12 protein-coding genes are annotated in these 11,931 nt (G+C 73.1%); 3 read left to right on the plus strand and 9 right to left on the minus strand.

All coding sequences use genetic code 11. The annotated features are described in order from the left end of the window. Window positions 1-148 precede the first annotated feature (148 nt). Window positions 149-823, plus strand: a complete 675-nt coding sequence (locus tag ACZ7DL_RS19730) for a GntR family transcriptional regulator (protein WP_470775448.1) — start codon at window positions 149-151, stop codon at window positions 821-823. Further along, entirely contained in the window at window positions 820-2,130 is a 1,311-nt protein-coding gene (locus ACZ7DL_RS19735; RefSeq protein ID WP_470775449.1) for an MFS transporter, read from the plus strand. Before ACZ7DL_RS19730 ends, ACZ7DL_RS19735 begins: the two co-directional genes overlap by 4 nt. A 220-nt stretch (window positions 2,131-2,350) precedes the next feature. Here ACZ7DL_RS19735 and ACZ7DL_RS19740 read toward each other — a convergent pair whose 3' ends face one another. Together ACZ7DL_RS19740 and ACZ7DL_RS19745 are read right to left on the minus strand one after the other, a co-directional pair. Then, window positions 2,351-3,127, minus strand: a complete 777-nt coding sequence (locus tag ACZ7DL_RS19740; RefSeq protein WP_470775773.1) for an SAM-dependent methyltransferase — start codon at window positions 3,125-3,127, stop codon at window positions 2,351-2,353. Window positions 3,128-3,241: 114 nt separating this feature from the next. Then, window positions 3,242-4,066 (minus strand): maleylpyruvate isomerase family mycothiol-dependent enzyme, encoded by an 825-nt coding sequence (locus tag ACZ7DL_RS19745; protein ID WP_470775450.1) that lies wholly within the window; start codon window positions 4,064-4,066, stop codon window positions 3,242-3,244. Between the two features lie 182 nt (window positions 4,067-4,248). Here ACZ7DL_RS19745 and ACZ7DL_RS19750 point away from each other — a divergent pair, with 182 nt between their 5' ends. Beyond that, on the plus strand, window positions 4,249-5,043 hold the full coding sequence (locus tag ACZ7DL_RS19750; protein ID WP_470775451.1) for a carbon-nitrogen family hydrolase: 795 nt from the start codon (window positions 4,249-4,251) through the stop codon (window positions 5,041-5,043). Between the two features lie 68 nt (window positions 5,044-5,111). Here ACZ7DL_RS19750 and ACZ7DL_RS19755 read toward each other — a convergent pair whose 3' ends face one another. Genes ACZ7DL_RS19755 through ACZ7DL_RS19785 form a run of 7 tightly spaced genes read right to left on the minus strand, consistent with a single transcriptional unit; the run spans window position 5,112 to window position 11,929 of the window. Beyond that, the gene (locus ACZ7DL_RS19755) at window positions 5,112-5,747 is read right to left on the minus strand and encodes a 4'-phosphopantetheinyl transferase family protein (protein WP_470775452.1); all 636 of its coding nucleotides are present in this window, start codon (window positions 5,745-5,747) and stop codon (window positions 5,112-5,114) included. Beyond that, entirely contained in the window at window positions 5,744-6,031 is a 288-nt protein-coding gene (locus tag ACZ7DL_RS19760; RefSeq protein ID WP_470775453.1) for a hypothetical protein, read from the minus strand. The genes ACZ7DL_RS19755 and ACZ7DL_RS19760 overlap by 4 nt, the downstream gene beginning before the upstream one ends. Beyond that, window positions 6,028-6,633, minus strand: a complete 606-nt coding sequence (locus ACZ7DL_RS19765) for a flavin reductase family protein (protein ID WP_470775454.1) — start codon at window positions 6,631-6,633, stop codon at window positions 6,028-6,030. Before ACZ7DL_RS19765 ends, ACZ7DL_RS19760 begins: the two co-directional genes overlap by 4 nt. Beyond that, entirely contained in the window at window positions 6,560-8,215 is a 1,656-nt protein-coding gene (locus tag ACZ7DL_RS19770; RefSeq protein WP_470775455.1) for an MFS transporter, read from the minus strand. Before ACZ7DL_RS19770 ends, ACZ7DL_RS19765 begins: the two co-directional genes overlap by 74 nt. After that, on the minus strand, window positions 8,212-9,303 hold the full coding sequence (locus ACZ7DL_RS19775) for an LLM class flavin-dependent oxidoreductase (protein ID WP_470775456.1): 1,092 nt from the start codon (window positions 9,301-9,303) through the stop codon (window positions 8,212-8,214). Before ACZ7DL_RS19775 ends, ACZ7DL_RS19770 begins: the two co-directional genes overlap by 4 nt. Beyond that, on the minus strand, window positions 9,300-10,589 hold the full coding sequence (locus tag ACZ7DL_RS19780) for an ATP-grasp domain-containing protein (RefSeq protein WP_470775457.1): 1,290 nt from the start codon (window positions 10,587-10,589) through the stop codon (window positions 9,300-9,302). Before ACZ7DL_RS19780 ends, ACZ7DL_RS19775 begins: the two co-directional genes overlap by 4 nt. After that, a complete protein-coding gene (locus ACZ7DL_RS19785; RefSeq protein ID WP_470775458.1) occupies window positions 10,589-11,929 on the minus strand; it encodes an ATP-grasp domain-containing protein in 1,341 nt (446 codons plus the stop codon). The genes ACZ7DL_RS19780 and ACZ7DL_RS19785 overlap by 1 nt, the downstream gene beginning before the upstream one ends. Window positions 11,930-11,931 lie beyond the last annotated feature (2 nt).

Below are 11,931 nucleotides of genomic sequence, written 5' to 3' on the forward strand. Positions count from 1 at the left end.
CCCAGTTGAGGTGGCACGGGGAGGGGCCGCACATGTGTGACACGTAAGTAGCACAGAAGGTTGTGGGGTCGCTGGAAGGGGGCTTCCCCCACGTCCGCATGATGGACGATCCTGTCCCTTGCGTACGTGTTGTATCTATCCTGTCGGCATGATCACGGCCGTCGAGCAGTCCACCCCCCAGCCCCTCAAGCCGCCTCCCGCCGCCGACCGCGTGTACGCCCACGTCAAGCAGGGTGTGCTCGACCGCCGTTACGAGGGCGGCATCCTGCTCACCGAGGGCGAGCTGGCCGAGGCCGTCGGGGTCTCGCGCACGCCCGTCCGGGAGGCGCTGCTGCGGCTGGAGGTCGAGGGCCTGATCCGGCTCTACCCGAAGAAGGGCGCCCTGGTCCTGCCGGTCTCCGCGCAGGAGATCGCCGACGTGGTGGAGACCAGGCTGCTGGTGGAGGAGCACGCGGCCCGCAAGGCCGTACCCGCCCCGCCGGGCCTGCTGGAGCGGCTGGCCGAGTTGCTGGAGCGGCAGAAGGCGCAGGCCGCCGCCGGTGACCTGGCCGCCGCAGCGGTCACCGACCGCTGCTTCCACGCCGAGATCGTGCGCAGCGGGGGCAACGAGATCCTCTCCCGGCTCTACGACCAACTGCGCGACCGGCAGCTGCGGATGGGCGTCGCCGTCATGCACTCACACCCCGACCGGATCGCCAAGACGCTCGTCGAGCACGAGGAGATCCTGGACGCGCTGCGCGCCGGGGACGCGGACGCGGCCGTCGAGGTCGTGCACCGGCATGTGAGCTGGTTCTCACACCTCGCGCGGGGTGAGGTCCGATGAGCGGCCCGGAGCGCAACGCCACCCTTCCGGGGGATCCGGCGGGCGGACGCCGGGCCGTCGCCGTGTGGTCCATCGGTGTGGCCGTCTACTTCGTCGCCGTCATCTTCCGTACGTCGCTGGGGGTGGCCGGCCTCGACGCGGCCGACCGCTTCCACGTGGGCGCCTCCGCCCTCTCGACGTTCTCCATCCTCCAGCTGCTGGTCTACGCGGGCATGCAGATACCCGTCGGCCTGCTGGTGGACCGCCTCGGCACCAAGCGGGTGTTGAGCATCGGGGCGGTCCTCTTCACCGCCGGACAGCTGGGCTTCGCCTTCTCCCCCTCCTACGGCACCGCGCTCGCCTCCCGGGCGCTGCTGGGCTGCGGCGATGCGATGACCTTCATCAGCGTGCTGCGGCTGGGCACCCGTTGGTTCCCGGCCCGGCGCGGGCCGCTGGTCGCGCAGCTCGCGGGCCTGGTCGGCATGGCGGGCAACCTGGTCTCCACCCTCGTCCTGTCCCGGCTGCTGCACGGCCTCGGCTGGACCCCGGCGTTCGCGGGCAGCGCGCTGGCGGGCGCGGTCGTCCTCGCCCTGGTCCTGCTGTTCCTGAAGGACCACCCCGAGGGGCAGGAGCCGGAGCCGTCCCCGCACCAGGGCGCGGCCTACGTCCGCCGGCAGATCGCCGCGGCCTGGCGGGAGCCGGGTACCCGGCTGGGCCTGTGGGTGCACTTCACCACCCAGTTCCCGGCGATGGTGTTCCTGCTGCTGTGGGGCCTGCCGTTCCTGGTCCAGGCGCAGGGGCTCAGCCGCGGCACGGCCGGTGAGCTGCTCACCCTGGTCGTCGTGTCCAACATGGTGATCGGCCTGGTCTACGGCCAGATCGTCGCCCGGCATCATGCGGCGCGGCTGCCGCTGGCGCTGGGCACGGTGGGCGCGACCGCGCTGCTGTGGGCGGCGACGCTGGCGTACCCGGGGGAGCACGCGCCGATCTGGCTGCTGGTGGTGCTGTGCGCGGTGCTCGGCGGGTGCGGGCCCGCCTCGATGATCGGCTTCGACTTCGCCCGGCCGGCCAACCCGCCCGAGCGCCAGGGCACGGCCTCCGGCATCACCAACATGGGTGGCTTCGTCGCCTCCATGACGACGCTCTTCGCGATCGGCGTGCTGCTGGACGCGACCGGCGACGACTACACCGTGGCGTTCAGCGCCGTGTTCGTGCTCCAGGCGTTCGGGGTCGGCCAGATCCTGCGGCTGCGGGGGCGGGCGGCGCGCCGGGAGCGGGAGCGGTTGGTGGCCAGCCGGGTGGAGACGGTGCATGTGCCTGCGGCGTGAGAGTTCGCCCACCCACGCGCCACCCGTCTCTCTCGGCTGAGAGGCCGGACAACCCGTGGGAGTGCTCGCCGTCGGCGGCTGTCCCTCGTGGGCGGCTTGTTGCCGCGTGCTCCGGCGAACTCGCCGCTACGAGGGTGAGGTCACCGGTGTGAGGGTGAGGTGGCCGGTACGAGCGTGACGTCGCCGGTACGAGGGTGAGGTCGCCGGTACCAGCGTGAGGTCACCGGTGTGAGGGTGAGGTCACCGGTACCAGCGTGAGGTACGCCAGGCCCAGGACGCCCCGGTAGGACATCCACTGGCGGCGGTGCCGGTCCAGGGCGGCCCGGGTCTCGGCGGCCAGGGGATGGCCGGGGTTCCGGGCCAGCCAGATCTCCTTGTCCGCCTGGTACGCCGACTCGAACTCCTCCCACTCGGCGAGGCTCGCGGTCTCCGTCCACTCCGGCCGGAAACCCGCCGCCACGGCGAGATCGAGCAGCGTGCCCAGGTCGCATTGGTCGTCGGCGGACGCGCCCGGCCACATGCCCGCCAGCTCGGCCTCCGTGGGCGTCCGCTCCCAGAAACCCTCGCCCAGCAGCACCCGACCGCCGTCGGTGACCAGCCGGCGCAGCTCGTGCAGCGCCTGCGCGGTGGGCGGCTCGGCCGTGCTCAGTGCCTGGCTCGCGCCCAGACACAGCACCAGGTCGGCGGGCCCGCGCCGGGTCTGCAGGGCCGACTCCGCCACGAACTCCACCCGGTCCGCGAGCCCGCGCGCCGCGGCGTTCCGCCGGCCCCGGGCCAGGTCCTCCTCGTTCACGTCGACACCGACTCCGCGGGCCTCCGGTACGGCGTCCAGCACGCGGAGCAGCAGCTCGCCCCAGCCGCAGCCGATGTCCAGCACGCTGCCGGGCCGTTCCCCGGCTAGCCGCCGGACCAGGGCCGTCGCCCGCTCCTCGGAGAGGGGGCCGTGAAAAGTGAGCCGACTGAGCCGGGGCGGCGCCGCGGCCGAGGTGGATTCCATGGTCATGCCGGGACGGTAACCGCTGACAGCGGCCCGGGGCATGCCGATATTCCGCAGGGGCGCAGGGAAGTACCGGACGGAGAAAGGGACTTGGCGCCGAAGCGGTCCGTTCGGTTACGGCGTCACCGCGAAGTTGCGCAGGATCGCCGCCGCCAGATCCTGATCGCCCTCCGTCTTGACCCGGTCCCCCACCGCCTCGGGGGTGACCCGGCCGCAGGCCAGGCGGACGTAGGTCTCCCAGTCCAGGCTGAGGGTGGCGGCGGGGCCGAGGGCGGGGGTGGTTTCCAGGGTGCCGCGGCCCTGGATGTCGACGCGGACGGTGCGCAGGAACTCCACGGGGCCGTGCACGTCGAACACGATCGCCGAGCTGCGCGGGGCGTTCGCGTCATGCGCGACGACCTTGGGCAGTACGTCCAGGAGGACGTCCCGGGTGACGTACGCGCCCGGCGAGTCCAGGTTGCCGGGGCGGCCGAGGGCCGTGCGCAGATCCTGCTCGTGCACCCACACGTCGAACGCCCGCATCCGGTAGGCGTGTTCCAGGGTGACCTCCGTGCCCAGCGGGCCGCGCACCGGGGTGCCGGGGTCGCGGGACTCGTTGCGCAGCTGGCGGTTGCGGCGGATGACCGTGTACTCCAGCTCGGCCGTCATCTCCGGCGCCGTGTGGTGGCGGCGGACGTCGACCTGCATCTCCATGTAGCGCTGGTGCTCGGTGGCGACGTGGAACAGGTCGCGCGGCAGGGAGTGGATGGGGCGCGGGTCGCCGAGCATCTCGCAGTCCAGGCCGATGACATGGGACACGATGTCCCGCACCGACCAGCCGGGGCAGGGAGTCCGCCGGTTCCACTCGCCCTCGACGAGCGACTGCGCCATCTCGGATATCGCGTCGATGGAGTGCGTCCAGGCGTCGGCGTAGGGCTGGAGGGTGGGATGCAGACTCACGGAACGGGACCCCTCGGCGGTCGGTACACGGGCAGGTTCTGGCGGCGTTCCCGGCGGGCGGCGCTGCACGGCGGCGGGTGTCTTGAGAGGCTAAGTTACGCTGCTGAAAGGCACCCCGGCAGTGCTTTCGTGTGACGATCGTAGGCCCGTGTGGACGACTCGAATGCCAGGACGGTGGTAGTGTGCGCGCCTCGCTGATTCAGATCGCCGTGGACGAGGACGAACCGGTCGACTCCCGGCGCCGGCGCGTGGCCGCGCTGGTGCGGGAGCAGAGCGGTGCCGACCTCGTCGTGCTGCCCGAACTGTGGACCACCGGCGCCTTCGCCTACCAGGAGTTCGGCCGGGAGGCCGAGCCGCTCGAAGGGCCGACGTACGAGGCGATGGCCAAGGCGGCGAGCGACGCGGGGGTGTGGCTGCACGCCGGCTCCATCCCGGAACGCGACCCTGAAGGCCCCCTCTACAACACCTCTCTCATTTTCTCCCCCTCCGGTGAACTGGCCGCGTCCTACCGCAAGATCCACCGCTTCGGCTTCGACAAGGGCGAGGCCGTGCTGATGGGTGCGGGCCGGGAGCTGGTGACGGTCCGGCTGCCCGGAACCACGGTGGGCGTGGCCACCTGCTACGACCTCCGCTTCCCCGAACTCTTCCGTGGACTCGTCGACGCCGGCGCCGAGGTGCTGGTGCTCCCGGCGGGCTGGCCCGAGCGGCGACGCGGGCACTGGACGCTGCTGGCTCAGGCGCGGGCGGTGGAGAACCAGGCGTTCGTGCTCGCGTGTGGAACGTCCGGCACCCACGCCGGAGTTCCGCAGGCGGGTCACTCGATCGTGGTGGATCCGTGGGGCGAGGTGCTCGCCGAGGCCGGCCCCGGCGAGGAGGTCCTCACGGTCGACTTCGACCCGGGCAAGGTGGCCGCGGTCCGGGAGCAGTTCCCGGTACTGAAGGACCGGGTACTGGGGCGCCCGGCACCCGGCCGCTGACCGGGGCCGGTCCGTTTCGGTCCGGTCGGGTCTCTGATCCGGCTGGTCCTGGCCCGGCGCGGTCCCGGTCAGGGCACGTCGTGGCAGCGGACCGCGACGGCCGGTGTGTCGTGGGCGCAGGCCAGGGCGGTGAGCGCGGTGCCGTGCGGTGGGAGGTCGTACACCGCGGTGGCCGGGCCCGCCGGGAGCGGATGGCCGGAGGCGCGGACCGTGGCTTCGAGCCGTACCCGGTCACGGAGCCGGTCCGGCGTCTCGGAGTCGGCGGGGCGTGGCACCAGCGGTGCCGGTCCGGCGGGCGGTGGGGCCGCCATGGCCAGGGCGAGGGGACCGTGGGACGCCGACGCGATCGCCCAGCGGTGGGCGCACAGCGCTGTCGCCACGATCAGCGGTTCCGCGAGACAGGGGACGACGGCACCGGCCGGACACCGGGCCCGTTCGGAGCAGCCGAGCAGCCGGGCGCTCCGGTTGCCGTCCGTGTCCCACACGAGATGGAGGTGCTCCGGTGCGATCGGCACGTACCGGGCCAGGATCCGGCGGGCGTCGGCGTGGAGTCCGATGAGGCGGCGGCGCCGGAGCGGGTCGGCGATCCGCGCGCATCGCAGTTTCTCTTCCCGGGACAGCAGCGCGAGGTCCTCCAGCACCCCGGTCGCCCCCACCCGGCCGTACCAGACGTGCACCTCGCCGGTGAGGGTCGCGTGGGTCATCTCGCTCCGTGGCCGGGGGCCGTACGGATGCCGACCGAGCAGGGGACGAGGACGTCGGGCCGGGCCGCCGCGCCGAGCAGCGCCGCGCCCAGCCGGCCGGCGTGCTCGCCGGTGAGGATGAACTCCACGTACGCGCCGCCGGGGGCGTCACCGACCGCGATGTGGAAGGAGACGTTGCCCTCCGCGTCGGTCGAGGTGGTGACCGTGCCGTCGACCACGCCGGGGATCATCGCGGGTGTCACCGGTGCTACCGGCTCGGCGGCCGCCTCGGGAAGGGCGGTCATCGGGAACCTCCTGCGGTGGCGGACGGCCCCGCCGGCGCGGATCCGGTCGGTACGGATCCGGTCGGTACGGATCCGGTCGGCGTGGTCGTGCGGTAGTCCCGGGCGTGCCACAGCAGCGGCCGGCCCGGTCGGCCGGTGTGCAGACCGGTCAGCTCTCCGACCAGCAGCTGGTGGTCGCCGACCGGGATACGGTCGGCGAGCCGGCAGCGCAGCGCGGCGTGCGCGCCGGGCAGCCGGGGCAGTGCAGTGCCGGGCCAGCTCTCGAACTCGTGCGCGGCGAACCGGTCCACGCCGCTGGTCGCGAAGGTCCGCGCGATGTCGGTGTGTTCCTCGCCGAGCAGGTTGACGACGAACTCGCGGGCGGCGGAGAACGCGTCGCGGCAGCTGGACGTGTCGGAGAGGCCGACCAGGAGCAGCGGGGGCCGCAGCGAGGCCGAGGTCACCGAGCTGGCGGTGAAGCCCCAGGGGCGGCCCGCCGCGTCCCGGGTCGTGATGACGGACAGCGGGGCGGCGAGCAGCGACATCGCCTCACGGAAGGTCTTCGCCTCCACCGGGGGTGCCTCCTGCGGGGACGGGAGCGTGCTGTCGAGGAGCGCGGTCACGTGAGTTCTCCTTACGATCCGGGGTGTCCGGGGTGTCCGGGGAGCCCGGGGAGCCCGGGGAATCCTGGGAGGTCCGAGCGGGCTCATGTGTCTGGGCGGCCGGGGGTTCCTCGCCGTCACCGAGGTCCGCCGGGTCCGCGAGTGTCTCGGGAGCCGCGGCGGCCCCGGGCGAGGGCTCGTCGGCACGGTCGGCACGCGCGGCACCGCCGGCGCCTTCGGCGACGGGAGCCGCATCGGTGACCGTGGCCGCCGTGGCCGCCTCCGAACCCGCCGCCGCGGGAATCTCCGCCCCGGGAATCACCCTCCCGGGAGCTCCGAGAGCCTCCGCCTCCGCGCGCGCCTTCTCCGCCGCCTCCGTCTCCGCCCGCTCCTTCTCCGCCAGTGCCCGGCGGAAGCTGCGGATCGTCAGCGGTACGGCGATCGCGCCCACCGCCGCGAGCAGCACCGCCAGGGCCGCCACCAGCCGCTGCGGGCCGATCACCGGACCGAGCGTGCCGGTGAGCAGGCCGCCGATGGGGTAGGAGCTGAGCCCGAGAAGGAAGAACGGCCCCATCACCTTGCCCAGGTGCTCACCCGGGATGATCTTCACCCGCTCGGTGCGGTTGTAGACGTTGAAGTAGGCGACCCCGACCATGCCCACGACGAACGCGGCGGCGTAGAGGGGGAAGGACGGCGCGAAGCCCAGGACGAGCAGGGCGACGCACTGCGTGGCGTAGCCGGCGGCGCCCAGCGGGGAGAGGCCGAACCGGCGCACCAGGCGCGGTGTGAGCGCCAGGTTGGCCATGCCGGCGATTCCGACCAGGGTGTTCAGCAGGGCGAAGGCCGACTCCGGCGCGTCCAGCTCGCCGGTGACGACGGCGGCGTTCGCACTGAGCATGGTCGCGAAGGCCAGGTTGATGATGAAGTTCAGCCCGGCCAGCAGCACCACCGGCCGGTTCGTGACCAGCAGCCGGAAGCCCAGCCCGAGGTCGCCGAAGATCGCCCGGACGTCGGTGCCGCCGGTGGTGGCGGGCTTCAGCCGGGGCAGGCCGAGCCAGCAGGCCGAGCCGGTCGCGAACAGGCCCGCGGCCAGAGCCAGCAGCCACAGCTTGCCGAGCGCGGTGGCCGCGACCACCGCCAGACCGGGGCCGAGCGCGGTGGCGAGCAGCTCCATGTTCTGGAACAGCGCCTGGGTGCGCGGCAGATCGTCGCCCTGCGCGAGCTGCGGCACCACCTTCTCCACCGACATGCGCACGGCCGGCATCACCGTCGCGAGCAGCGCCCCGTTGGCCATGAGCAGCCCGACGGTCCACGAGGGCACGACCATGCACAGGGTGAGGGTGCACAGCAGGACCACGCTGCGGGCGCCGTTGGCGCGGGAGAACAGCCGGGTGCCGCCGTCCCGGTCGGCCAGCAGACCGGCGAACGGGTAGGCCATCAGGGCGGGCAGCCACTCGAGCGCGAAGGACGTGCCGAGCGTGGAGACCTCGCCGGTCTCCTGGTAGATGAGCAGTGGTACGGCGAACAGCACGAGCTGCTCGGCCAGCAGGCCGGCCAGCACACCCGTGCCGAACAGGAACCGGCGGCCGCGGTATCCGGTCACCGGGCCGCCACCCCGGTGCCCGCCGGCGTGCCGTCGAGAGCCGCCTCGCGCTGCCGGACCAGCGGCAGCACCCCGGTGAAGAACCGCCGCATCTCGTCCCGGGCCGGCCAGCCCGAGAAGATGAACTGGCTGACGCCGGCCGCCTTGTACTCCATGAGATGGTCGGCGACCTCGTCGTAGGAGCCGACCAGGCACAGTGCGGGACCGCCGCGGTAGGCGACCGCGCCCGAGTAGATCATGGGGGAGAGCCAGCCGTTCTCGGACTGTTCGGCGAGGCGGAAGGAGGTGTGCACCGCCTGCGAGTCGGCGGCGGCCACGAACCTGGCGACGAACTCGCGGTGGTTCTCGTCGGTGTCGCGCATCACCTCGGCGAGGTCCGCCAGTGCCTCCTCGCGGGTGGGACGGGCCAGCACCTGCATGCGCAGGCCCACCTCGCGGCCCGCCTCCCGGAACGGCCCGGTCAGCTCACTGATCGCGGCGGGCGTGTCGGCGTACCGGAACCAGCAGTCGCCGTAGGTGAGGGCGGTCTGCCGGGCCACCTCGGAGGCGCCGCTGATGTAGATCTCGGGCCGGCCGCCGCCGTGGAAGCCGAGGCCCAGCTGGGCGTCCTTCAGGCGGTAGTGGGCGCCCTCGTACGTCAGCGGGGTCTCGCCGCGCCAGAGGCGGTGCAGGACGTCGAGGAACTCGCCCGCGCGCGCGTAGCGCTCGTCGTGGGCGAGGAAGTCACCGTAGTAGGCCTGCTCCACGGGAGAGATGCCGGCGACCAGGTTCAGGGCGATGCGGCCCTCGGACATCCAGGAGACCGAGTTCACGATCTGGGTGAAGAGGGTGGGCGAGAGCAGGCCCGGCCGGTAGGCCAGGATGAACCGGACGCGGCTGGTCTCGTGGACCATCGCGCCGATCAGCGGCAGCGGATCGGGCAGGCTGTAACTCTGCGCCATGAGCAGGGACTCCACACCCAGCTCGTCCGCCTCCCTGGTGAAGTCCAGCGCGCCGGCCAGGTCGAGGACGTCGGAGCGGTACTTCTCGGTGGACTTCTGCTGGCCGCTGTCCAGGGCGGATCCCCAGTGGAAGCGCAGCCCGGTCATGCCTGTACTCCCTGTGCTTCCTGCGTGTCCTGGGGTGCCGACGTGCGCAGCCGCAGGGCCTGGAAAAGCCCGGCCATGAAGTTCCGGGTCTCCGCGGGCGAGGCGGCCTGGGCGATCCCGGCCAGCGGGGTCTCGTAGGCGCCGTAGGTGACATGGCCGGGCAGCGGGGCGCCGGGCTCCAGTTCCTGCCAGGTCAGGGCCCGCGGGTCGGTGCGGAAGGGCTCGGCTCCCTCGAAGCCCTCGAAGGTGCCGGGGGCGAGGTGGTGGCCGGGGTGCACGAACCAGCCGTAGTACCCGGCCTGCGGGGGCGCGGCGGGAAGCTGTCCGGCGACCTTCTCGCCGAGCAGCACGCGCAGCTCCCAGGAGGGCAGGTGGACGCCGGTGCGCAGCTCGAAGGTGGCGGCCACGTCGGCGCCGCCGACCCGGTTGCCGACCTCCAGGAACACCAGCTCGCCGGTGCCGCCGTCGTCCCGGATCCCCTCCAGGTGGAAGCTGCCCTCCTCGATCCGGACGGCCCGCAGCACGTCGTCCACCCAGGCGGCGATCCCGTCGGCGACGTCGATCTGGAAGGAGCCCATGGGGATGCCCTGCGCGTACGCCAGACAGGTGCCGAGGTACTCGCTGGCGGTCAGGGCGAGCACCCGGCCGTCCTCCACCAGGCCGTCGAAGTGCAGCACCGGGCCGGAGACGAACTCCTCGACCTCGAAGTTCCCGGCGACCTCGGTCTGCTCCTCCCCGTCCAGTTCGGCGACGCCGGAGCGGCGGCCGGACACGGACGTGTACGCCTCCTCGGCGCTGCCGAAGACGATGACGTCGACGCTGGAGGCGCCGCGGTGCGGCTTCAGCACCGTCGGCCCGGTCCACCCGGCCTTGCCGTCCGCGGCCAGGAACGCCGGCAGCGGCAGGAACCGCGGGACGCGCAGCCCCGCCTTCTCCACCGCCTGCTTCATCAGCACCTTGTCGCGGGCCAGCAGGACCCGGTCGACCCGGGCGCCCGGCACCCCGAGCCGCTCGCGCAGCCGGGCCGCGTCGAGCAGCTCGTACTCCGACATGGAGATGATCCGGTCGAAGCGCGGCGGCTCGGCGAGCCCGTCCAGCCAGGCCACGGCCTCGTCGTACGGGTCTGATGTGCCGGGGCGCTCGACGCGCTCGCAGCGCAGGCCGTCCGGCAGGGTCGCGAGGGCGCCGGCCGTGCCGAAGTAGGTGACGTCGTGCCGGTCGTGGTCGATGCCCCGGTGGTACTCGATCTTGGGGTAGGGCACTCGGTGCAGGATGAGAATGCGCATCAGCAGGCCTCCAGCAGGGCGGCGTTGGGGGTGTGCACGGCGGCGGCGAGCGCGGCGGGCCACAGCTCGCGCAGGGTGCGGACGACATCCCGGATGTCGGCTCGGTCGGTGTGCAGGACGACGCATCCCTGGGCGGCGAAATCGGCGTTGTCACGGGCGACGGCGTGCAGGGTGCGGCGCTCGGCGGACACCCAGCCGAACTCGGCGGCGGTCAGCTCGTCGGCCGCGAGGCCGTGCCGGGCGCGGGTGGCGGCCAGCGCGTCCGCGAAGGGGTCGGCGCCCGGACGCACGTCGTCGGGGGCGAAGTCCTGGTCGGCGGCGACACCCAGCATCACGGTGGCCGCGGACCGGGCCGGTTCGGGCAGTGCGGCCGGGGCGGGGGCCCCGAACGCCGTGTCCACCCAGCGTTCGTACAGGTCGATGCCGTACACCCAGTGGGCCAGGGACCAGATCTTCATGCCGGCCGGGCGGCGGTTGGGTTCGACGACGGCGGCGTGCCGGTCGTCCCGGCTCAGCTTGATCTCGTTGTGGAAGGGGCCGTCGCACTGGCCGACGAGCCAGTTCGCGATCCGGCCGGCGCGCAGCAGGGTGGCCCGGCCGGCCGGGCTGACCCGGGCGGGCAGCACCTGGGCGACCTCGACGGGGTAGCGGCCCGGGGCGGTCACCTTCTCGGTGAGGAACGTGAGTTCGCCGAGGCCGTCGTGGGAGAACTCCCGCTCGTAGGGGATCAGCTGCTCGCACAGCGCGCCACCGGACAGATACGGCCGCACCTCGGCGAACGCCGCCTCCGGGTCGTCGCCGGGGCGGACCAGGACGACGCCCCGGTTGTTGCCCTCCTTGGCGGGCTTGACGACGAAGCCGTCCGGGTGGCGGGACGCGAACTCCGCCAGCGTGCGCGGGGAAGTGACCTCGGCGAAGTCCGGGACCAGGATCCGCTGGGCGGCGAGCAGGTCCGCGTGGCGGGTCTCGGCGCTGCGGTAGGTCAGCTTGCAGAACGCGGCGGACGCCGGGTCGGGGGCGTCGACGGGCAGGCCGAGGCGGCGCAGCAGCTCCGCTCCGCTGTGGACGGCGTTGTCGGAGAAGACGATGCCCGCGGCGAACTCCGTGCGGCGTGAGCCGAGGAGTTTCTCGCCGGCGGCCGCGAAGTCCGGGTCCAGCGGGTCGAGATCGATCACCTCGTCGCAGATACGGGCGTCGGTCTCGGTCGGCTGGGGGCGGACCAGGGTGGTCGCGGCGCCGTGCCGGGTGCGGGCGTAGGCGGCCATGTGCCGTACGTCGTCCACGCGGGAGAGGTTGTAGTCGATGATCAGGAACCTGCGGGGTGGGGCGGCGGTGGGCATGG

It is taken from the genome of Streptomyces sp. NPDC036984, assembly GCF_055607665.1.